Raw genomic sequence first — 22905 nt, 5'->3', positions numbered from 1 at the left:
GAGACAGGGGGGCTAAGCATGACGGCGATTCACCGAATGGAGATTCCTGTACCATTTGCAGTGGAAACTGTGAATGTGTTTTTAGTTGAGGGGGAGACATTAACATTAATTGATACAGGGACGAATACAGAAGAGGCAAGGAATGCGTTAGAAAGTCAATTAGGTGCATTAGGGCATACGATAGAAGAAATTGAAACAGTAGTCATTACGCATCATCATGCAGATCATTGTGGACTTTTAAATATATTTTCTGAGAAGACGAATATTATTGGACATCCTTGGAATGAGCCTTGGATTACACAAAATCCAGAATTTTTAAAGCGGTATCATGAATTTTTTAGAGAGACGGCCTTACAGTTTGGTGTGCCAGCAGCATTTTTGAAAGACGAGTCGTTATTGACGACGAGGACACTTAAATATTCTTGTAATAGATCGTTAACGCATACTGTCAGAGAAGGAGATCGTATTGATTCTTTGCCTGGATTTATAGTACTTGAAACACCAGGTCATGCTTCTACTCATATTTCTTTATATAGAGAATCTGATGGAATATTAATTGGTGGAGATGCTCTCATTAGTCATATTTCTTCGAATCCAATACTAGAACCGCCATATGAAGGGCAAACAGAGCGGGCACACCCATTACTACAATATAATCAAACATTACAGCGTTTAAGCGAAATGAATATTTCACGCATTTTATCAGGGCATGGGGAAGATGTTCTAAATGTGAAACAACTTATTGAAACGAGATTACAAAAGCAAGAAACACGTGCTTTTAAAGTGCTTGAGTTATTAAAGGAAAAACCAATGACAGCATTTGAAGTATGTGTAAAACTATTTCCGGTATTATATAAAGAACAGTTACCACTTACTATTTCAGAAACGGTTGGACAATTGGACTATTTAGCATATAATCAACAAGTGATGATTGATGAGTCATCGCAACGATTGATTTATTATGCAAAGTAGGTGACAGCAATGACAGGACGTTTACAAAATAAAGTAATCGTCATTACAGGTGCTTCTAGTGGGATTGGTGAGCAAGTTGCAATGCAAGTTGCAGCACAGGGAGCGACTCCCGTATTAATGGCTCGAACAGAAGAGAAACTACAAGCGTTAGTAGACAAAATTAAAGAAACTTATAATACGCCTTGCTATTATTATGTATTAGATGTAAGTGAAGAGATAGAAGTACAGTCTGTTTTTTCAAAGGTATTACAAGAAGTAGGACGTATTGATATATTAGTAAACAACGCGGGATTTGGTATTTTTAAAACGTTTGAAGATGCGTCAATGGATGAAGTAAAAGATATGTTCCAAGTAAATGTATTTGGATTAGTAGCATGTACGAAAGCGGTACTACCTTATATGGTAAACAAGAACGAAGGACATATTATTAATATTGCTTCACTTGCTGGAAAAATTGCAACTCCGAAATCGAGTGCTTATGCAGCAACGAAACATGCTGTATTAGGTTTTACGAATAGTTTACGCATGGAATTAGCGAATACACATATTTATGTTACAGCAATTAATCCAGGTCCGATAGATACAAACTTTTTTGAAATAGCGGATCAATCTGGTACATATGTAAAGAATATGGGACGTTACATGTTAAAACCAACATACGTAGCAGAACAAATCGTAAAGTCGATGCACACGAAAAAACGTGAAGTAAACTTACCGAAGTGGATGGGAATTGGCCCGAAACTTTATGCTTTATTCCCAGGTTTATTTGAACGTGTAGCAGGTAAATCATTAAGTAAAAAATAGGAGATTTCCACATGGAAATCTCCTATTTTTTATTGTTTTCCAGTCACATAATCATAAACAATATCCTCAATCTCCTCGTATAAATCAATTTCAATATTTGAATGAGTCACCGTTTGAATATGTTTCACTAGCATTTCCCGATCTTCTTTTGATATTGGACTGCATTGATATTGTTGAAAACTTTTTATAATCATTTTCTCAATTAATTTTTCGTTCATATTTTTTCCCGCCTGTATGTACGTATGTATTGTTTTATTGTACTTGAAGTGAAATAAAAAAACTATCATGCACTATTTGTGTATAAAAATTCGGTTGTGCATATTGTTTTTCTAGTAAAATTAAGTTTTTTTAGTTTTAAAAATTTATAAATATTTAATTGACTCTATAAATATACAATATTATAATCATACTTAATTTAAAGAATCAATATGAGGAGGAACTTATGAAAGTCGCAATTATTGGAGCCACTGGATATGGGGGCATTGAGTTAATTCGTTTATTAGAACAACATCCATATTTTTCTATAGCATCTCTTCATTCTTTTTCACAAGTTGGTGAGTGTATAACAAATGTATATCCACACCTTCGAAATGTTCTCGTTCATACGTTACAAGAAATTGATGTGGAGACAATAGGGAAAGAAGCAGAAATTGTATTTCTAGCAACACCAGCAGGAGTATCGGCGAAGTTAACTCCCAAGTTATTAGCAGAAGGTTTAAAAGTAATTGACCTATCTGGAGACTTTCGTATGATAGATCCTTCGTCATATGAACTGTGGTATAAAAGGCCAGCAGCGAAAGAAGAAATTCTTAGAAAAGCAGTGTATGGGTTAAGTGAATGGAAAAGGTCTGAGATTCAAAATGCAAATTTAATTGCAAACCCAGGATGTTTTGCTACAGCCACATTGCTAGCGATAGCGCCGTTAGTACGTAGCGGCATGATTGAAGAAGATTCGATTATTATTGATGCGAAATCAGGGGTATCAGGAGCAGGAAAAACACCAACAACAATGACTCATTTTCCTGAGCTATACGATAACTTACATATCTATAAAGTAAACCAGCATCAGCACGTTCCAGAGATTGAGCAAATGCTTACAGAATGGAATAGTGAATTACAGCCAATTACATTTAGCACACATTTAATACCGATATCACGAGGAATCATGATTACACTTTATGCAAAAGTAAAACAAAAGATGGAAATAAAGCAACTTCAAAAATTGTATGAAGAAACGTATGAACAATCGCCTTTCATCCGAATTTGTACGCAAGGCAAATTTCCAAGTCCAAAGGAAGTGAGAGGCTCAAATTATTGTGATATTGGCATAGCTTACGATGAAAGAACAGAAAGAGTTACGGTCGTTTCTGTTATAGACAATATGATGAAAGGCGCGGCTGGGCAAGCGATGCAAAATGCAAACATAATAGCGGGACTAGAAGAGACAACAGGTTTACAACATATGCCGCTTTATCCATAAGGGGGACATGATGATTAAAGTAGCGTCTATTACAAAATTAGAAAATGGTTCAATTGTAACGCCGAAAGGCTTTTCGGCAATTGGTACTGCAAATGGTTTGAAAAAGGAGAAAAAGGATTTAGGTGCCATCGTTTGTGATGTACCAGCATCATGTGCCGCTGTGTATACAACGAATCAAATACAAGCAGCCCCCTTGCAAGTAACGAAGGATAGTATAACGGCTGAGGGGAAATTACAAGCTATTATCGTTAATAGTGGAAATGCAAATGCTTGTACAGGAATGAAAGGATTGCAAGATGCTTACGAGATGCGCGCATTAGGGGCAGAACATTTTGGGATGAAAGAAAACTACGTTGCAATAGCCTCAACAGGTGTAATTGGTGTTCCGCTGCCGATGGATATAATCCGAAAGGGAGTTGCAACTCTTATACCGACGAAGGAAGAAAGTGAATCATATTCTTTTTCGGAAGCAATTTTAACGACGGATCTTATAACGAAAGAAACTTGCTATGAAATGATTATTGATGGGAAGAAAGTGGCGATTGCTGGTGTTGCAAAAGGTTCAGGGATGATTCATCCGAATATGGCAACGATGCTTAGTTTTATTACGACAGATGCCAATATAGAACATGAAGAATTGCAAACAGCATTATCACAAATAACGAATCGTACATTTAATCAAATTACGGTAGATGGAGATACTTCTACGAATGACATGGTCATCGTTATGGCAAGTGGATTATCAGAAACGAAACCAATCAATATGGAACATGCAGATTGGGAAACTTTCGTATTTGCTTTACAGAAGGTATGTGAAGATTTAGCGAAAAAAATCGCACAAGATGGTGAGGGCGCTACGAAGTTAATAGAAGTAAATGTGTTAGGAGCTCGAACGAATGAAGAGGCAAAGAAAATTGCAAAGAAAATAGTCGGTTCGAGTCTTGTGAAAACAGCAATACATGGTGAAGACCCAAACTGGGGGCGAATTATTAGCAGTATTGGACAAAGTGAAGTCACGATTAACCCAAATACAATTGATATTACTCTTCAATCTATTACGGTGCTGAAAAATAGTGAACCTCAAATGTTTTCTGAAGAGGAAATGGAAATGAAATTAAAAGAACATGAAATTATGATTGATGTGTATTTACATTTAGGAGAAGAGACAGGATCAGCTTGGGGCTGTGACTTAAGCTATGAATATGTGAAAATAAACGCTTGTTATCGTACATAAGGAGAGGGAAGATGAGCGATTATATTGTAGTGAAATGCGGCGGTAGTATGTTGGATCAATTAAATGATGTGTTTTTTGATTGTATAAAGAAATTACAGCAGAAGTATAAAGTAGTGATTGTCCATGGTGGTGGGCCAGAAATTGATGCCAAATTAAAAGATTGTAACATCAACGTAGAAAAAAGAGATGGATTACGCGTAACACCAAAAGAAGTTATGGATATTGTTCAAATGGTGCTATGCGGAAGTACGAATAAAAAACTCGTAATGAATTTACAAAAGCACAATTTACTTGCGGTAGGTTGTTCAGGGTGTGACGGCAATTTACTTCAAATTCAACCTGTCAACGAGGAGATAGGATATGTGGGAGAAGTAAGTTATGTCGAAACGTCCTTACTAAAAGGGGTAATGAATATGAATTATATTCCTGTTATTGCTCCAATCGGGGTAAATGGTAATGAAATTTATAACATAAATGCGGACAATGCTGCAGCTGGGATTGCGGCCGCGTTAGGGGCAAAAGAGCTTGTTTTTATTACGGATGTAGATGGAATATTACATGAAGGGAATTTGGTAAAGGAAACGGATGAATCTGAAATTGCTACTTTTATAGAAACAGGTGTTATTACAGGTGGGATGATTCCGAAAGTACAGGCGGCACTAGCATCATTAAAAATGGGAGTGCAAAAGATAAGTATTGTGAATGGTACAAAAGATTTTACTGAGGTTACGGGAGAGTGTATTGGAACGACGGTAACGAAAGGTGTGAGTATTGTATGACGAGTCATCTTTTTCAAACGTATGGCAGAAGAACTATTGAGTTTGTAAAGGGAACTGGAACGAAAGTTATTGATAATAAAGGTAAGCAATATTTAGATTTTACATCAGGAATTGGCGTATGTAATTTAGGACATTGTCACCCTACTGTTTTCAAAAGTGTACAAGAGCAACTTGATGATATATGGCATATATCTAACCTGTTTACAAACAGCTTACAAGAAGAAGTTGCGTCATTATTAACAGAAAATAGAGCATTAGATTATGTGTTTTTCTGTAATAGTGGGGCAGAGGCAAATGAAGCGGCTTTAAAGTTAGCACGTAAGCATACTGGAAAATCTCTCGTCGTAACATGCCAGCAGTCTTTTCACGGTAGAACATTTGGAACGATGAGTGCAACGGGCCAAGATAAGGTAAAAGAAGGATTTGGTCCATTACTTCCATCTTTTTTACATATCCCTTTTAACGATATTAAAGCATTAGAGGAAGTAATGAATGAAGAAGTTGCGGCGGTAATGGTAGAAGTTGTTCAAGGAGAGGGAGGAGTAATACCTGCTGATCTATCTTTTTTGAAAGAGATTGAAACATTATGTAATAAGTTCGGTTCCTTATTTATTATAGACGAAGTTCAAACGGGGATAGGAAGAACTGGAACACTATTCGCTTATGAACAAGTGCGAATAGAGCCTGATATCGTTACCGTTGCAAAGGCACTTGGGAATGGGATTCCTGTCGGAGCAATGATTGGCCGGAAAGAACTTGGAACATCGTTTCCTGCAGGATCACACGGTTCAACGTTTGGTGGAAATTATATTGCAATGGCTGCAGCGAAAGAAGTATTGCAAATAACTAAGAAACCATCGTTTTTAAAAGAAGTAAAGGAAAAGGGCGAGTACGTATTACAGAAGTTGCAAGAGGAATTACAGCATGTCGAATGTATTCAAAATATACGTGGTAAAGGGCTTATGATTGGGATTGAGTGTAAGCATGAAGTTGCAAGTTTTATAGAGCAACTAGAAAACGAAGGACTTCTCGTATTACAAGCAGGGCCTAATGTTATAAGACTATTACCGCCACTCATTGTCACGAATGAAGAGTTAGAACAGGCAGTATATATAATAAAAAAAGTAGTTTTTACAAAAAACGTATCAATTATATAAGGGGGAAGTTTCATGTCAACTGTACAAGTACCAAAATTAAATACGAAAGATCTTTTAACATTAGAAGAATTGACGCAAGAAGAAATCATTTCATTAATTGAGTTCGCTATATATTTAAAAAAGAATAAGCAAGAGCCTTTATTACAAGGCAAAATATTAGGGCTTATTTTTGATAAGCATTCAACTCGTACTCGTGTATCTTTTGAAGCGGGAATGGTACAACTCGGGGGACATGGTATGTTTTTAAGTGGGAAAGAGATGCAAATGGGAAGAGGAGAAACCGTTTCAGATACTGCGAAAGTATTATCACAGTATATTGACGGGATCATGATACGTACATTTTCACACGCGGATGTAGAAGAGCTTGCAAAAGAATCGAGTATTCCTGTTATTAACGGTTTAACGGATGATCATCATCCTTGTCAAGCATTGGCAGACCTCATGACGATATATGAAGAAACAAATACATTTAAAGGAATAAAATTGGCTTACGTAGGTGACGGAAATAATGTATGTCATTCATTGTTGCTAGCGAGTGCAAAAGTCGGAATGCATATGACTGTTGCAACGCCTGTAGGATATGAACCGAATGAAGAGATTGTAAAAAAAGCGTTAGCGATTGCCAAGGAAACAGGAGCTGAAATTGAAGTTTTGCATGATCCTGAATTAGCGGTGAATGAAGCAGATTTCATTTATACTGACGTTTGGATGAGCATGGGGCAAGAGGGCGAAAAAGAGAAATATACTTTATTTCAACCTTACCAAATCAATGACGAACTTGTTAAGCATGCGAAGCAAACATATCGTTTCTTACACTGTTTACCTGCCCATCGTGAAGAAGAAGTAACAGGAGAAATTATAGATGGACCACAGTCTATCGTCTTTGAGCAAGCTGGTAATCGATTGCATGCTCAAAAAGCGTTATTAGTGAGTTTATTTAAAAATGTAGAAGAGCCTTCCTAAAAGGGAGGTTTTTTTATATTAAAATGTTGGATGTATATTTGGTTAACCATTTTGATATCATTTATAATAAAAGAGAAAACTAAATTTGTTGTTCAGAGTGTGTAAGGACATACTACATATAAAAATATAGTTAAAGAGATGATGAGGGTGAAAACAACTAAGAAAACATATTCGTTTTTTCAGCGGATGTGGAGAATATTAAAGTTTCAATATTATAAGTTGCTTCGATCGCCAGAAGGCGCAAAGAAAGTATCGTTAGGGTTTGCTATAGGATTCGGCTTAGAAATGTTAGTCATTTATACGGCATCGCTCGTATATGTAATATTTTATCCAATCGTCAGGTTAGCAAAGGGATCTTTTCCTGCGGCAGTTATTGGCAATATTATTGGGAAAATATCGTTTCTCCCAGTATTTTTATTTCCGCTTGCGTATGCGCTAGGAAAAATGATTTATCCATTTCATGTACAGAAAATTCAACATGAACCATTTACGATATCGGACTTGTTTTCAAGTCACATTTTTACGATATTAAAGAGCTTATTACAAAGTGAAGTGTATGTATTAATTGGAATGACGATTTTAGGAGTTGGGTTTGGTCTCATTTCATATTTCGTTGTGCATTATTTATACGAAAAGAACCGTAAGTTACGTTTGAAGAAAAGGAAGAAACGAGTGAGAGAACCACTTGTACAATTATAAACAATGTCACATTCATTTTCTCCTTTGAATATGTTTAAGAAAAAGGAGGAGAGGATAATGTATTATTATTACGTACCTCAAGTATATCCATATGTAAGTTATTATCCGGTTTATGATACGAGTAGACAATACGAATTATATCGGCAACAACAATTACAGCAATTATCACAAATACCACAATTACCAACACAACAGCCTACGCAGGAAAAAAAACCATATTTAACAACATGGCCATATTCCAATGTATACTATGGTAACTATTACGAATCATAAAGCTGCTTCTATTTAGAAGCAGCTTTATACGTTTGTTTTCAAAATTAAATTTTGAATGGTTTGAAGAGAATGAATGAGCTTTTCGCGCTCTTCCTCAGATAATGTTTGGAAATTTTCTTTTAGTTTGTCTAAAATGAATTGCTGATACTGATTTACTAATAATTTCCCTTCAGCTGTTAGAGAAATTAAAATGACCCGTCGATCTTTTTCGCTATAATGACGCTCTATTAGTTCTTCTTGAATAAGTTTGTTTAATAGAGGTGTCATGTTAGGCCGTGAAATCGCTAGCCGCTTGCCGATTTCGGAAACTGCTAATGTGCCGTTTTCATGCAAAAGCAGTAATACTTGTGTATGTGATGGCGGCATATGTCTTTGAGAAGAAAATTCTCCAGGAAGCATAAATTTGCGATAAAAAAGAGGCACTAGCGAAAGAAGATGATCAACAATACGTTCCCACTCGCGTGATTCCATATAAAGGCCCCCTTCCACTATCATTGTAACAAAAAAGACATGTTATAAAAATAGAATTGTTTCATGGTCGCTTTAATATTTGTAGGATAACACTTGCTTTGTAAATATATTGGCAATAATCGCATAGCCGTTATCATTTGGGTGTACTTGGTCAAATAATAACTCTTTTTTATCATTCGATATTAATTTGCGAATTGGTAAAACGATAGATGGTTGATTTGCTTTGGAAATGGAATAAACAGATTCATTCCAGCCATCTAAAAACATATCTGCATAACTTGCGATGGAGTCATCGAGTTGTAACGGATTATAGAGTTCTGAGAGAATGAGTAAAGCGTCAGGATTTTGATCTCGAACTGTCTTTACAATACTTTTTATATCCGCTTCAAAATGGGCTTTTTCTTTATTTAACATTTTTATACCATCTATAACACCAACATCACGATTTAAACGAAATAAATTATTTCCTCCAATATTAATTGTAATTATATTTGCTGCTCTAATTTTTTCCTTTACATCTTCTGATTGAACTTTTTTTGCGAGACGATCTGTTGTAAGACCGTTTACCCCAAGGTTTTCTACTGTAATTGGTTTGTGAATTTGTGCTTCTATTTGCTTAGAAGCTAATTCAGCAAACCCACCTTGTGTCGATCCATATCCTTTAGCGAGTGAATCACCTAATACAAGATGATAAAAAGATTCGTTTGTTTGCTTATCAATCCAATTTGGAGCAGATGTTTTTTCTGTTTTTTCTTCAGATTCATTTTGTTTTGTCTCGTCGTTCTTTTCAAAATAAGAATAAGAAATGATCAGAAGGAGGAGACAAACAATTGTTAAGATGACTTTTTTCATAAATTCATCCTCCTTGTAATTGGTAATTGTATCATATTCAGCAGTATTAGCAATGTAAGGGCATATTATATGTTTATGAAAAGTTTATAATAACTTTACAGAAAATTTGTTGAAGTTTGTCAAAAAATATTGACGATAGGAAAGAACTTTATATATGATAATGTCAGATAAGGTGAAACTTTAATTAGTGGGAGCTTTATTTCCTATTAATTGTTAGTCATCATCAATCGGGCGTTTAAGGGGACTACTCGTTAGCGCAGGGTGAAATGAAAATTGTGTCTCTAATAGAAGAAAAAAGGTATGTGGTTAGAGACAGATAGGGATTCATTTCATTATTTCTGGTAATTGTATAAGGGGGATTTTTTGTGAAAAAGTCAAAAAAAATGCTAGCTGGAGCAACTCTTGCGATTGGTGTTATAGCACCGCAAGTAATGCCAGCAACAGCTCATGCAGATGAGAACACTGGGGAGAGTACAGTTAACTTACGAATTCTAGAAACATCAGATATTCACGTTAACTTAATGAATTACGATTATTATCAAACGAAAACAGATAATAAAGTAGGTCTCGTACAAACGGCAACACTTGTTAATAAAGCACGTGAAGAAGCGAAAAACTCTGTCCTATTTGATGATGGGGATGCATTACAAGGGACACCGCTTGGAGATTATGTAGCGAATAAAATAAAAGATCCGAAGAATCGTGTGGATCCTAGTTATACACATCCATTATATCGTTTAATGAATTTAATGAAGTATGACGTCATCTCTCTTGGGAATCATGAATTTAACTACGGTTTAGATTACCTAAACAAAGTGATTGAAAAAACGGATTTCCCGGTTATTAACTCGAATGTCTATATAGATGACTATGATGGTAATGATGAGAATGACGAGCATTACTTTGATAGACCATATCATATTTTAGAGAAAGAAGTAGTGGATGAAGCAGGCCAAAAACAAATAGTGAAAATTGGTGTAATGGGATTTGTTCCACCACAAATTATGAATTGGGATAAAGCGAATTTAGAAGGAAAAGTAAAGGCAAAAGATATTGTGCAAACAGCGAAAAAATTAGTTCCGGAAATGAAGGCGCAAGGTGCGGATATTATAGTTGCACTAGCGCATTCAGGTGTTGATAAGAGTGGATACAACGAAGGAATGGAAAATGCATCGTTTTATTTAGCAACACAAGTTCCTGGCGTAGATGCAGTATTAATGGGACATTCACATACCGAAGTGAAGGATGTATTTAATGGTGTTCCAGTTGTAATGCCTGGTGTTTTTGGTAGTAACTTAGGTATTATTGATATGCAATTGAAAAAGGTAAACGGAAAATGGGAAGTGCAAAAAGATCAGTCTAAGCCGCAACTTCGTCCGATTGCTGATAGTAAAGGTAATCCATTAGTAGAATCTGATCAAAAACTAGTTAATGAAATTAAAGATGATCATCAAGCGACAATCGATTATGTGAATACAGCTGTAGGTAAAACAACTGCACCAATTAATAGTTATTTTTCATTAGTACAAGATGATCCTTCCGTACAAATTGTGACAAATGCGCAAAAATGGTATGTAGAACAAGAACTTAAAAAACCAGAGTATGAAAAGATTAAAGATATTCCGGTTTTATCTGCAGGTGCACCATTTAAAGCAGGTGGCCGAAACGGTGCAACATATTATACTGATATTCCAGCTGGAACGTTAGCGATTAAAAACGTTGCAGATTTATACGTATATCCAAATACGTTATATGCTGTAAAAGTAAATGGGGCACAAGTGAAAGAATGGCTTGAAATGTCTGCAGGTCAGTTTAATCAAATTGATCCAAAGAAAACAGAAGAACAGCCGTTAGTAAATATAGGCTATCCTACATATAACTTCGATATTTTAGATGGCTTAAAATACGAAATTGATGTAACACAACCGGCGAAATACGATAAAGATGGAAAAGTTGTAAATGCAAATACGAATCGTATTGTAAATATGACATATGAAGGTAAGCCAGTAGCTGATGATCAAAAGTTCATCGTTGCTACAAATAATTATCGCGGTAGCAGTAAAACGTTCCCTGGTGTAAGTAAAGGAGAAGTTATTTACCAATCGCAAGATGAAACACGTCAAATTATTGTGAAGTATATGCAAGAAACACCAGTTATTAATCCAGCAGCTGATCAAAATTGGACGTTTAAACCGATTGTTGCAGATAAATTAAATACAACATTTGATTCTTCACCAAATGCACAAAAGTATATAAAGGCAGATGGAAAGATTTCATATGTTGGACCATCTGAAAATGAATTTGCTAAATATGCAATTGATATAACGAAGAAGAATGATGATAAAGAAACTGGTGAAGGAAATCCAACAACACCACCAAAAGGTGATGGAGAAAACCCAACAACACCGCCAACAGGTAATGAAGAAAACCCAACACCACCAACAGAAGAAGGTAATAATGGTAATGAACCAAAGCAAGATGGAAACACTACTGGATCTGGACAAACTACAACAGATGATCAAAATACAAAAGAAACAACAACTGTAAGTGAAAATAAAGAAGCTGAAAAAGATGAACGTGATTTACCGAAAACAGGTGCAAGTATTGCTTCTACAATTGGAGCTGGTCTTGCGTTTGTTGGAGCGGGATTACTTATGTTATTTAGAAGAAAGAAAGCGAATAGATAGTCGAGAAATATAAAAAGGATTACCGATTTGGTAATCCTTTTTGTTATATTATGAAACTGGTACTGCTTTTTCTTTTTTCCATGAAAGACCGAATCCAGTAAAGCCGACGATAATGGTTACGACTGGACAAGCTAAACAGAAGATTGCGTATGGCAGGTAATCGAATGTTGGAACGCTAAGAACGTTTGTTAAGAATACGCCACTGACACCCCATGGTACGAGTGGGTTAATTACTGTACCAGCATCTTCTAATACTCGTGATAAATTACGACGTTCTAAACCGACTTCATCGTATTTATTAGCGAATGCTTGTCCTGTTAAAACGATGGATAAGTACTGCTCACCAAGTAAGAAGTTTACACCAATTGCAGTTGAAGCAGTAGAAATAATTAAGCGTGTACTAGTTTTTACGAAGCTAGAGATAATATTCATCAGCTGCGCTATAATACCCATTCCTTGTAATAATCCTCCCATACAAAGAGCTAGGAAAATAAGAGCAATTGACATCATCATACTTTGCAGGCCACCGCGAGATAATAAGCTGTCAATGTCTTTGATACCAGTTTTAGAAACGTAACCGTCTTGCATAATTTTTATTAAATCAGCTAAAGAAGTGCTAGGTTTAAAAATAAAGAGAATAATAATCCCTACCACAATTCCTGCAAGTAATGTTGGAACTGCGGGTACCTTTTTAAATGCGAATAGGAACAGTAATAAAATAGGAATCAGTGTAACGATAGAAATCGTTGCATTTTTTTCTAGTGTGTTAATAAATGCTGAGAAATCAACGTTTCCACCAGATCCGCTTCCTAAAATGAAAAATGCGATAAAAGCAATAATGAAAGCTGGAACTGTTGTCCAAAGCATGTTACGAATATGTTCAAATAAATCTACACCCGTTACAGCAGGCGCTAAGTTTGTTGTATCAGATAAAGGAGACATTTTATCTCCGAAGAATGCACCAGAAATAATTGCACCAGCAATAAGAGCTGGATCGTATCCAAGGGCAGTACCCATTCCCATAAAGGCAAGTCCTACAGTTGCAGCAGTTGTAAAAGCACTACCGATACTCGTTCCAACAATTGCACAAACAACAAAAACAGTTGGAACGAAAATTTTTGGAGATACGAGCTGGAAGCCGTATACCATTAAAGTCGGAATAGTTCCAGCTGCGATCCAAACGCTAATTAATACACCTACAAGTAAGAAAATAAATATAGATGGAATACCAGCTGAAATACTACTAATCATCCCTTTCTCCATAGTAGACCAAGAGATTTTCTTTAAGAATCCAAATGCTAATAAAAGAACGATACCAAATAAAATTGGGATGTGTGGTGAAACTTCTAATTGAATAACACTAAAACCAATACAGAAAAAGATAAAAATTGTTAAAAGAACAGACTCAATTTTTGAAACCATTGTTTTCCCCTCCTAAGTAATGTGAAATAGCTCTTTTTTATATAAAATTCGCCAATATTGTATATTTCCTTCTAAAATTTAGAATTTTGTGACAAATTACCGGTAATTGTTAGTTCTTCTATATGATGCGGAAATGATTGGATAAAAAAACGTCCCTGCATATAATTATGCAGGGACGAAGAAATCGCGGTACCACCCTAGCTTGTGAAATGAATGTATCACAAAATAAAGGGTCATATGATATGCGCTTATAAAATAAAAAACGCCCCTGCAATATATGCAGGGACGAAAAATTCGCGGTACCACCCTAAATTGTGAAACAGTGTCGTTTCACCACTCTTTAGACATAACGGTCTATAACCGTCTTTCACTACTCCTCACGTTTCGTAAAAGAAGCTCCAGGGGGTAATTCATAATTCGCTCTGTACTGGTTCGCACCGACCACCAGCTCTCTGAAATCAGAAATCGAAATACTACTAAATCCTATCAACGCCGATTCATATGATGTTAGTTAAATTTTTATCATATTTTCATCTTACATGTCAATAAAAATATTAAATGTTTTTTTAGGGAAATAAAGGATAATTGTTTTAAAGCTCTAATTTTGTACGTTATAATGAATTTGAAAGGGGAGGAAAGAGTGAAGAAAAAAATAATTCTTTTTACCACCTTACTAGTCGTTGGCGGAAGTGCTGGAATTTACACAGCTTTTGCGGCTGAATCACAGCAGTTGAAACAAAAGCAAATACAACAGTCAGAAGTGAAGAAAGTAAAAGAAATAGAAGAGAAGAAATCAATGGAAAAAGCAGCAGAGAAACTAGGAGTTTCTACTGAGGGGAAAACAAAAGAAGAGGTTACGAAAGAAGTAAATACCGCTAGGTTTGAGAAGCGTCATGATTTATTAATTGAGCACGCTAAGCAACTTGGAATTGATACAGAGGGGAAAAAAGATGAAGAAATTATTTTAGAAATTGGAAAGATACAGCATGGAAAGTAGAACAACTTATCGTATGATAAGTTGTTCTTTTTTAAGAACTATTTGATTTTAAAATAATTGACAGTCATTCGGATTTAATGTTAACTATATTTATAAATAAGTTAACATTAGGGGTGGCAATTGTGACAATAAAAAGTAAAACGATTGAAAAATCATCTTATACATATGAAGAATTAGCAGAGAAAAATAAAGCTTACGTATGGCACCCATTTACACAAATGAAAGATTATTTAGAAGAAGATCCTGTCATTATTGAACGTGGAGAGGGAAGAAAGCTATACGATGTAAATGGTAATGAATATTGGGATGGTGTTTCATCTATATGGTTAAATGTTCACGGACATCAAGTACCGGAATTAGATGAAGCAATTCGTGAGCAATTAAATAAAATTGCTCATTCTACTATGTTAGGACTTGCTAACGTTCCATCTATTTTATTAGCAGAAAAAATTATTGAGGTTGTACCAGATGGATTGAAGAAGGTATTCTATTCTGATTCAGGTTCTACGGCTGTTGAAATTGCAATTAAGATGGCTTTCCAATATTGGCAGCATAAAGGGAAACCAAAGAAACAAAGATTCGTTACATTAAAAGAAGCATATCACGGTGATACAATTGGAGCTGTTTCGGTAGGAGCAATAGACTTGTTTCACCAAGTGTATAGTTCGCTCTTATTTGATGCGATTAAAATGCCGTATCCATATACATATCGTTCTCCTTACGGAAATAATAAGGAGGAAATTGTAAAAAGCCATTTAGAAGAAATGGAAGAATTGTTGAAAGAAAAGCATGAAGAAGTAGCTGCCATCATTGTAGAGCCATTAATGCAAGGTGCTGGCGGGATGATTACAATGCCAAAAGGATATTTAAAAGGACTGCGCGATTTATGTACTAAGTACAATGTATTATTTATTACAGATGAGGTAGCGACTGGATTTGGGCGTACAGGGAAAATGTTTGCGTGTGAACATGAAAATGTGACGCCAGACATTTTAACTGCTGGGAAAGGTTTAACAGGTGGATATTTACCAATTGCAGTTACGGTAACGACAGATGAAATATATAATACCTTCTTAGGAGAATATGAAGAACAAAAAACATTTTTTCATGGACATAGCTACACAGGCAATCCGTTAGGGTGTGCGGTAGCAATCGCGAATCTAGAACTATATGAAAAAACAAATTTAATAGAAGAAGTGGCACGTAAAACGGATTATGTGGCAGCGCAATTAGAAAAGCTCTTTGCGTATAAACATGTAGGTGATATTCGTCAGTGCGGATTAATGGTTGGTATTGAGCTTGTGAAGAATAAGGAAACGAAAGAAGCGTTTGACTGGACAGAGAGGATCGGTGTTCAAGTATGTAAACGCTCAAGAGAGCTGGGTATGATTTTACGACCGCTAGGTAACACGATTGTATTTATGCCGCCACTTGCTTCTACTTTTGAAGAGATTGATGATATGTTACGCATTTTATATAAGGCAATCTCGGATGTTACGGAGGGAGAATAATGAGTGGTTTTTTCATAACAGCAACGGATACTGAAGTTGGAAAAACAGTAGTTGCAGGTGCTATAGCAGGTGTATTTAGAGAATTAGGATATAACGTAGGGGTGTATAAACCGTTACAAAGTGGGCATGTTGCATCAAACCCTGAGGGAGATGCAGCAAGGTTAAAAGCATTATCAGGTGTACCGACACAAGAAAATGAAATTTGCCCTTATTCTATTGAAGAACCACTTGCACCGAGACTTGCCATGAAAAGAGCTGGAAGAGTAGTAAAGTTAAAAGAAATTACTGATTACTATAATGAACTATTAAAAGAGTTTAATAGCTTATTTGTAGAAGGAGCAGGTGGGCTTGCTGTCCCATATACAGAAGATGCTTTAGTAATTGATTTTGCAAAAGAATTACAGTTGCCTCTTATTGTAGTAGCTCGTCCTACATTAGGAACAGTAAATCATACAGTGTTAACGATTGCTTACGCAAAGGCGCATGGCTTAACCGTAGCGGGTGTCATTTTATCAGGTTGCAAAGAATGTGAAATGGAAAGAGTGCAAGAAAATAAAGAAATGATTGAAGAGCTGAGCGGGGTACCAGTTTTAGGATTATTACCATTCTTTGAAGGTGAGTTTACGAAAGAAGAAGTATTAGAATCTGCAAAAGAATATATTATGATTTCAAAATTAGAGGAGTTTATCCAAAATGAATCAAAATTGGCGGGCGCACCTTCAATCTAAATTACAACAATTACATGAGCAAGGGCAGTATCGTGATTTGCATGTAACAGAGAAGGCAGAAGAGACTTGGCTTATTCGAGATAAAAAAAGGATGTTAAATTTAGCGTCAAATAATTATTTAGGGTTAGCTGGAGATGAAAGGTTAAAAGAAGCTGCTATTGCCTGTACAAAAAGATATGGAACTGGAGCGACTGCCTCTCGTCTCGTTGTAGGAAATCATCCATTATATGAAGAGGTTGAGAGAAGCATATGTGACTGGAAAGGTACTAAAAGAGCTTTAATTGTAAATAGTGGGTATACGGCAAATATAGGTGCCATATCTTCTTTAGCCTCTCGGCACGATATTGTTTTTAGTGATAAGTTAAATCACGCAAGTATTGTTGATGGAATCATATTAAGCGGGGCAGAGCATAAAAGGTATCGTCATAATGATTTGGATCATTTAGAGAAGCTGTTGAAAATGGCTTCGCCTGAAAAAAGGAAATTAATCGTAACAGATACCGTTTTTAGTATGGATGGTGATACTGCGTATTTGAGAGATTTAGTACAGCTGAAAGAGAAATACGGGGCAATCATTATAGTCGATGAAGCACATGCGAGTGGAATATATGGAATCGGCGGAGCTGGGTTATCTCATATAGAAAAAAAACTTGCTCAAAAAATTGATATACATATGGGGACGTTTAGCAAGGCTTTAGGGTGTTATGGTGCGTATTTGACAGGCGATGAAATTTATATAGAGTATTTACAAAATATGATGAGAAGCTTTATTTTTACTACGGCTTTACCACCAAGTACGTTAGGAGCAGTGCAAAAAGCAATTGAAATTGTAAAAGAAGATAACGAAAGAAGAGAGAACCTTATAGCAAACGGAGAATACTTCAGAACTAAATTAAGGGATGCTGGTTTTGATATTGGGAATAGTTCAACTCATATTGTACCGATTGTAGTCGGTTCAAATGAACATGCTTTACGATTTAGTAAAAGGTTGCAAGAGGCAGGGATTGCGGCCATTGCAATTCGTCCGTCAACTGTGCCGGTTCATAGTTCTCGAATTCGCTTTGCAGTTACATCGCAACATACAATAGCTGATTTAAAATGGGCTATTGACCGAATTATTCACATTGCGAAAGAAGAGGAGATTTTCGTATGAACGAGCTAAAGATTATTTTTATCCCCGGATGGGGAATGGAAGAGAATATTTGGGATTTAGTACTTCCGTATTTTAAAGGATATCCTGTTGAATGCATAGATTGGCGTAATGTGAAAGAACGAAGTGAATTTACGGAACGAATTATAGATGTAGCGCATAACGACAACGTAATTTTAGTTGGATGGTCACTAGGAGCGTTAACAGCAGTTGAAGCTTATAAAAAGATTGAGGCAAAAGGTATCGTATTAATTGGTGGGACCGCTAAATTTACAAATACGAGCGACTATAGTAATGGATGGAATGCTTTGCATGTAGAACGGCTGAAAAGGAATTTGGCGAGAAGGAAAGAAGATACGCTCAAGCGGTTTTATGAAAATATGTTTACGAAAGATGAGCTAAAAGAGAACAAAAACTTTGAGGACATTGTAGAACATTTTAAAGGTGATTCTATTCAGTCTTTACAACTAGGTTTGGATTATTTAATAGAAACAGATATGAGAGAAGAACTAAAAGAAATTAAAGTACCTATACTACTTATCCACGGAGAACAGGATGTAATATGCCCATTGTCTGCGGCACGTAGTATGACGGAGAATAGCAGCAGCGAGCTGAAAGTAGTAAGTGAAGCAGGGCATGCATTATGTGTAACGAATTTTGAATATTGCGCAAATGAGATAATTCAATTTGTAGAGGGGATACGACATGATCAACAAAACGTTACTACAAAAACGGTTTAATGGGGCAGCCGTATCTTACGATCGATATGCAAATGTACAAAAAAAGATGGCACATTCATTACTTTCAATCTTAAAGGAACGATATAGTGAAACGGCACCGATACGTATTTTAGAACTGGGGTGCGGGACGGGTTATGTAACAGAGCAATTATCAAAGTTATTTCCGAAAGCACATATTACAGCAGTTGATTTTGCTGAAAGTATGATTGCGATTGCGCAAACTAGACAAAATGTAAAAAATGTAACGTTTCACTGTGAAGATATTGAGCGATTACGATTAGAAGAATCATATGATGTCATTATTTCAAATGCTACATTTCAATGGTTAAATAATTTACAACAAGTGTTAAGAAATTTATTTCAACATTTGTCTATAGATGGGATATTACTCTTTTCAACGTTTGGACATGAAACATTTCAAGAATTGCATGCTTCGTTCCAACGTGCGAAAGAAGAAAGAAATATAAAAAATGAAACATCGATTGGTCAACGTTTTTATTCAAAAGATCAGTTGCTTCATATATGCAAGATAGAAACAGGGGAGGTGCATGTTTCTGAAACATGTTACATAGAGAGTTTTACAGAAGTTAAGGAGTTTCTGCATTCTATTCGAAAAGTAGGAGCAACTAATAGCAATGAAGGATCATATTGTCAAAGTCCCTCACTCTTTCGTGCGATGCTACGCATATACGAAAGAGACTTCACGGGAAATGAAGGGATAATGGCAACGTATCATGCTTTATTTATGCATATAACAAAAGAGGGGAAGAGATGAAATGAAACAAGTGCAAACAAAAAAGGATTGGAAAAAACTAGCATACGACGTAGTGGAAGAGAAGATGATTACGAAAGAAGATGCAATAGCGATATTAGAAGCTGATGATACAGAAGTTTTAGAAATTATGAATGCAGCTTACATTATTCGCCATCATCATTTTGGTAAGAAAGTAAAATTGAATATGATTATTAATACGAAATCTGGATTATGTCCTGAAGATTGTGGATATTGCTCACAGTCTATTATTTCAGAAGCACCGATTGATAAATATGCATGGTTAACGCAGGAGAAGATTGTAGAAGGGGCACATGAAGCAATACGCCGTAAAGCAGGTACATATTGTATTGTAGCGTCTGGTCGTCGTCCGACGGATAAAGAGGTAAATCACGTAATTGGAGCAGTTAAGGAAATTCGTGAAACGACAGACTTGAAGATTTGTTGTTGTTTAGGTTTCTTAAATGAAGATCAAGCAGGACGTTTAGCGGAAGCAGGCGTGCATCGTTATAACCACAACTTAAATACACATGCAAATAATTACGATAGTATTTGTTCAACTCATACGTACGATGATCGTGTTGATACAGTTCAAAAAGCAAAACAAGCTGGTATTTCACCATGCTCTGGAGCGATTTTTGGCATGGGAGAAACAATTGAAGAGCGTGCTGAAATTGCATTTGAATTACAACGTATAGATGCAGATTCTATCCCTTGTAATTTCCTTGTTGCTGTAAAGGGGACACCTCTTGAAGGGCAAAAAGAGTTAACACCAGTAGAATGTTTAAAAGTACTGGCAATGATGCGTTTTGTAAACCCAACAAAAGAAATTCGTATTTCAGGAGGACGTGAAATCAATTTACGTTCTGTACAGCCAATCGGTTTATTTGCAGCAAATTCTATTTTTGTCGGGGACTACTTAACGACAGCTGGACAAGAGCCGACTGCGGACTGGGGTATGATTGCAGATTTAGGATTTGAGATTGAAGAATGTGCATTATAGGATAGATGAAAAAGCAAACTTGTAAAAGGGTTTGCTTTTTTTGTAAATAAAATGTAATAAATAGTTGTAAACGCTTGATGCTATTGGTTTTTGAACGAAAAAAAGAATTTTTGTGGACGAATTTTCCAAGCCCTAGTTGTACATAGTAAATATGTAATTTATATTGGGTTGGAGGATTTTACATGTACAAATACATATTAGCGATTATGACTTGTTTAATTTTAATAAAAGCAATAAGTTCTGATCCAGTTAAGGCTGCTGAAAATCCTGAACAAAAAGAGATGCAACAAAGAATCGAACAACACTTTCGAACGAAAGCTGAACATTTTGGATTGAAAACGGAAGGAAAAGATTTAAAGGAAGTTAGAAAAGAAATTACTATTATAGAAGAAGCGAAAAAAAGAGAGAATGTATGGAGAACAGCACAAGCTCTTCATATAAAAACAGAAGGAAAAACGATGAATGAATTAATAAAAGATGTACAAAAAAAGGTAAAAAAATAAAAAGAGGCCGCAGCCTCTTTTTTTATGCCCATTGTTTTGATAAGTGAGCCATTTCAATTGCAGCAACAGCTGATTCATATCCTTTATTACCAGCTTTCGTACCTGCGCGTTCAATCGCTTGTTCAATTGTTTCTGTCGTTAATACGCCGAAAATAACTGGGATGTCCATTTGTAGTGATAATGACGCAACACCTTTTGCTACTTCATTACAAACGTAATCGTAGTGAGTTGTAGCACCTCGGATTACAGTACCTAATGTAATAACAGCATCATACTTTCCGCTACTAGCCATCTTTTTAGCGATTAAAGGAATCTCAAATGCACCAGGAACCCAAGCAACATCAATATCATTTTCTTCTACACCGTGACGCTTTAATCCGTCTAAAGCGCCGCCAAGTAACTTACTTGTAATAAATTCGTTAAAACGTCCAACAACAACTCCAACTTTTAATCCTGTACCAACTAAATGACCTTCGAATACCATAATAAATCTCTCCTTTAATTATAAGTTTAGTAAGTGTCCTAATTTGTTTACTTTCGTTTGTAAATACGATTTATTCTCTTCTTTTGCCGGCATTTGCAACGGTACACGCTCGACTACTTCTAAATCGTAACCTTGTAAGCCAGCAATTTTTCTTGGGTTATTCGTTAATAATCGTAAACTTTGTAAACCTAAATCTTTTAATATTTGAGCACCGATACCGTAATCACGAAGATCAGCAGGGAAGCCGAGTTTTTCATTTGCTTCTACAGTATCGAATCCTTCTTCTTGTAATTTATAAGCACGAAGCTTATTAAGAAGCCCAATGCCTCTTCCTTCTTGTCTCATATAAAGAAGAACACCTTTTCCTTCACGCTCAATTTGAGCAAGTGCTGCATGGAGTTGTGGTCCGCAATCGCAGCGATGTGAACCGAATACATCTCCTGTTAAGCATTCAGAATGAACACGTACAAGTACCGGTTCACCTGTTGAAATATCACCTTTTACAAGTGCGATATGTTCTTTCGTATCTAATGAGTTAGAATAGCCAATTGCGTGGAAAGTACCGAAATCTGTAGGTAATGTAATTTCCACTTCTCTCGTCACAAGTGTTTCATGATGGCGGCGGTAAGCAATTAAATCTTCTATTGTAATCATTTTTATATCAAATTGTTTTGCGCATTCTATTAAATCAGGTACACGTGCCATCGTGCCGTCCTCATTTATAATCTCGCAAATAACTCCAGCTGGTTCGGCACCGCATAGCTTTGCTAAATCAACAGCAGCTTCTGTATGACCTGCACGACGCAGGACACCGCCTTCTTTCGCAATTAATGGAAAGATATGTCCAGGTCGATTGAAATCAGTGCCTTTTGATGCAGGGTTTAACAATTCTTGTATCGTAGTTGCACGTTCGTGAGCGCTAATCCCTGTTGTTGTAGAAACATGGTCAATGCTCACTGTAAACGCAGTATGATGTGAATCTGTATTATGAGATACCATTGGTTCTAATTGTAGACGTTCTGCGTACCCTGCTGTAATCGGTACACAAACGAGACCACGACCATGTGTAATCATAAAATTAATTGTTTCTGGTGTAATGTACTCTGCTAAAGCAATAAAATCGCCTTCATTTTCTCGGTTTTCATCATCACATACGATAACGACTTTACCTTGTTTTAAATCTTCTAGAGCTTCTTCAATACGATGAAACATTGTTCTTCCCCC

At 36.0% G+C, this 22905-nt stretch carries 24 protein-coding genes and 1 other annotated feature; of the genes, 18 read left to right on the top strand and 6 right to left on the bottom strand.

Features of this window, described 5'->3' with window-relative positions; translation table 11 throughout:
• Positions 1 to 18 precede the first annotated feature (18 nt).
• Together BAQ53_RS19485 and BAQ53_RS19480 are read left to right on the top strand one after the other, a co-directional pair.
• A complete protein-coding gene (locus BAQ53_RS19485; protein ID WP_208906179.1) occupies positions 19 to 972 on the top strand; it encodes an MBL fold metallo-hydrolase in 954 nt (317 codons plus the stop codon).
• A gap of 9 nt (positions 973 to 981) precedes the next feature.
• A complete protein-coding gene (locus BAQ53_RS19480; protein ID WP_000147790.1) occupies positions 982 to 1776 on the top strand; it encodes an SDR family NAD(P)-dependent oxidoreductase in 795 nt (264 codons plus the stop codon).
• 29 nt (positions 1777 to 1805) lie between these two features.
• Here the strand turns inward: BAQ53_RS19480 and BAQ53_RS19475 are convergent, their stop codons facing one another.
• Entirely contained in the window at positions 1806 to 1994 is a 189-nt protein-coding gene (locus tag BAQ53_RS19475) for a YqzH family protein (RefSeq protein WP_001003225.1), read from the bottom strand.
• Positions 1995 to 2218: 224 nt separating this feature from the next.
• Between BAQ53_RS19475 and argC the strand changes: the two genes are divergently transcribed.
• The 7 genes from argC to BAQ53_RS19440 all read left to right on the top strand — a co-directional run bounded on the left by argC (position 2219) and on the right by BAQ53_RS19440 (position 8361).
• Positions 2219 to 3256 carry an N-acetyl-gamma-glutamyl-phosphate reductase gene (argC, locus tag BAQ53_RS19470; RefSeq protein WP_000861255.1) on the top strand — a complete coding sequence of 346 codons (1038 nt, stop codon included), beginning with the start codon at positions 2219 to 2221 and terminating at the stop codon, positions 3254 to 3256.
• 10 nt (positions 3257 to 3266) lie between these two features.
• On the top strand, positions 3267 to 4490 hold the full coding sequence (gene argJ, locus BAQ53_RS19465; protein ID WP_000598381.1) for a bifunctional glutamate N-acetyltransferase/amino-acid acetyltransferase ArgJ: 1224 nt from the start codon (positions 3267 to 3269) through the stop codon (positions 4488 to 4490).
• A gap of 11 nt (positions 4491 to 4501) precedes the next feature.
• A complete protein-coding gene (argB, locus tag BAQ53_RS19460; RefSeq protein ID WP_001286778.1) occupies positions 4502 to 5269 on the top strand; it encodes an acetylglutamate kinase in 768 nt (255 codons plus the stop codon).
• Positions 5266 to 6426, top strand: coding sequence for an acetylornithine transaminase (locus tag BAQ53_RS19455; protein ID WP_000200542.1), 1161 nt, complete (start codon positions 5266 to 5268; stop codon positions 6424 to 6426). The genes argB and BAQ53_RS19455 overlap by 4 nt, the downstream gene beginning before the upstream one ends.
• A 12-nt stretch (positions 6427 to 6438) precedes the next feature.
• Positions 6439 to 7389 carry an ornithine carbamoyltransferase gene (gene argF / locus BAQ53_RS19450; protein WP_000108892.1) on the top strand — a complete coding sequence of 317 codons (951 nt, stop codon included), beginning with the start codon at positions 6439 to 6441 and terminating at the stop codon, positions 7387 to 7389.
• Between the two features lie 138 nt (positions 7390 to 7527).
• Positions 7528 to 8088 carry a DUF2062 domain-containing protein gene (locus BAQ53_RS19445; RefSeq protein ID WP_033672806.1) on the top strand — a complete coding sequence of 187 codons (561 nt, stop codon included), beginning with the start codon at positions 7528 to 7530 and terminating at the stop codon, positions 8086 to 8088.
• A gap of 57 nt (positions 8089 to 8145) precedes the next feature.
• Positions 8146 to 8361 (top strand): hypothetical protein, encoded by a 216-nt coding sequence (locus BAQ53_RS19440; protein ID WP_000291961.1) that lies wholly within the window; start codon positions 8146 to 8148, stop codon positions 8359 to 8361.
• Positions 8362 to 8385: 24 nt separating this feature from the next.
• Here BAQ53_RS19440 and BAQ53_RS19435 read toward each other — a convergent pair whose 3' ends face one another.
• Both BAQ53_RS19435 and BAQ53_RS19430 read right to left on the bottom strand, forming a co-directional pair.
• Complete coding sequence (locus BAQ53_RS19435; protein WP_000445819.1) at positions 8386 to 8832, bottom strand: MarR family winged helix-turn-helix transcriptional regulator; 447 nt, start codon at positions 8830 to 8832, stop codon at positions 8386 to 8388.
• 72 nt (positions 8833 to 8904) lie between these two features.
• Positions 8905 to 9684, bottom strand: a complete 780-nt coding sequence (locus BAQ53_RS19430; protein ID WP_208906178.1) for a GDSL-type esterase/lipase family protein — start codon at positions 9682 to 9684, stop codon at positions 8905 to 8907.
• Between the two features lie 365 nt (positions 9685 to 10049).
• On the opposite strand from BAQ53_RS19430, the gene cpdB reads away from it, so the two are divergent.
• On the top strand, positions 10050 to 12371 hold the full coding sequence (gene cpdB / locus BAQ53_RS19425) for a bifunctional 2',3'-cyclic-nucleotide 2'-phosphodiesterase/3'-nucleotidase (protein ID WP_208906177.1): 2322 nt from the start codon (positions 10050 to 10052) through the stop codon (positions 12369 to 12371).
• Positions 12372 to 12419: 48 nt separating this feature from the next.
• Here the strand turns inward: cpdB and nhaC are convergent, their stop codons facing one another.
• Positions 12420 to 13793, bottom strand: coding sequence for a Na+/H+ antiporter NhaC (gene nhaC / locus BAQ53_RS19420; RefSeq protein ID WP_000253730.1), 1374 nt, complete (start codon positions 13791 to 13793; stop codon positions 12420 to 12422).
• 278 nt (positions 13794 to 14071) lie between these two features.
• Positions 14072 to 14292 (bottom strand) — a binding site (T-box leader).
• A gap of 141 nt (positions 14293 to 14433) precedes the next feature.
• Between nhaC and BAQ53_RS19415 the strand changes: the two genes are divergently transcribed.
• From BAQ53_RS19415 to BAQ53_RS19380, 8 genes are all read left to right on the top strand, one after another.
• Positions 14434 to 14790 (top strand): hypothetical protein, encoded by a 357-nt coding sequence (locus BAQ53_RS19415; protein ID WP_000726909.1) that lies wholly within the window; start codon positions 14434 to 14436, stop codon positions 14788 to 14790.
• A 77-nt stretch (positions 14791 to 14867) separates the two neighbouring features.
• Entirely contained in the window at positions 14868 to 16301 is a 1434-nt protein-coding gene (gene bioA, locus BAQ53_RS19410; protein WP_002164169.1) for an adenosylmethionine--8-amino-7-oxononanoate transaminase, read from the top strand.
• A complete protein-coding gene (gene bioD / locus BAQ53_RS19405) occupies positions 16301 to 17029 on the top strand; it encodes a dethiobiotin synthase (RefSeq protein ID WP_000012472.1) in 729 nt (242 codons plus the stop codon). Before bioA ends, bioD begins: the two co-directional genes overlap by 1 nt.
• On the top strand, positions 16995 to 18182 hold the full coding sequence (gene bioF, locus BAQ53_RS19400; RefSeq protein ID WP_208906176.1) for an 8-amino-7-oxononanoate synthase: 1188 nt from the start codon (positions 16995 to 16997) through the stop codon (positions 18180 to 18182). The genes bioD and bioF overlap by 35 nt, the downstream gene beginning before the upstream one ends.
• Positions 18179 to 18919, top strand: a complete 741-nt coding sequence (locus BAQ53_RS19395; protein WP_001004162.1) for an alpha/beta fold hydrolase — start codon at positions 18179 to 18181, stop codon at positions 18917 to 18919. The genes bioF and BAQ53_RS19395 overlap by 4 nt, the downstream gene beginning before the upstream one ends.
• Positions 18885 to 19694 (top strand): malonyl-ACP O-methyltransferase BioC, encoded by an 810-nt coding sequence (bioC, locus tag BAQ53_RS19390; RefSeq protein WP_000608901.1) that lies wholly within the window; start codon positions 18885 to 18887, stop codon positions 19692 to 19694. Before BAQ53_RS19395 ends, bioC begins: the two co-directional genes overlap by 35 nt.
• Position 19695: 1 nt before the next feature.
• The gene (bioB, locus tag BAQ53_RS19385) at positions 19696 to 20694 is read left to right on the top strand and encodes a biotin synthase (RefSeq protein WP_000815836.1); all 999 of its coding nucleotides are present in this window, start codon (positions 19696 to 19698) and stop codon (positions 20692 to 20694) included.
• Between the two features lie 182 nt (positions 20695 to 20876).
• Positions 20877 to 21197 (top strand): hypothetical protein, encoded by a 321-nt coding sequence (locus BAQ53_RS19380; RefSeq protein WP_000280032.1) that lies wholly within the window; start codon positions 20877 to 20879, stop codon positions 21195 to 21197.
• A 22-nt stretch (positions 21198 to 21219) separates the two neighbouring features.
• On the opposite strand, the gene ribH is transcribed toward BAQ53_RS19380, so the two are convergent.
• Complete coding sequence (gene ribH / locus BAQ53_RS19375; protein WP_000230895.1) at positions 21220 to 21681, bottom strand: 6,7-dimethyl-8-ribityllumazine synthase; 462 nt, start codon at positions 21679 to 21681, stop codon at positions 21220 to 21222.
• Positions 21682 to 21699: 18 nt separating this feature from the next.
• Complete coding sequence (gene ribBA / locus BAQ53_RS19370) at positions 21700 to 22893, bottom strand: bifunctional 3,4-dihydroxy-2-butanone 4-phosphate synthase/GTP cyclohydrolase II (RefSeq protein ID WP_000468985.1); 1194 nt, start codon at positions 22891 to 22893, stop codon at positions 21700 to 21702.
• Positions 22894 to 22905 lie beyond the last annotated feature (12 nt).

The organism is Bacillus sp. B25(2016b) (genome assembly GCF_001679765.1).
Classification (GTDB): Bacteria; Bacillota; Bacilli; order Bacillales; family Bacillaceae_G; genus Bacillus_A; species Bacillus_A thuringiensis_K.
This window is presented reverse-complemented; position numbering and strand designations above follow the sequence as displayed.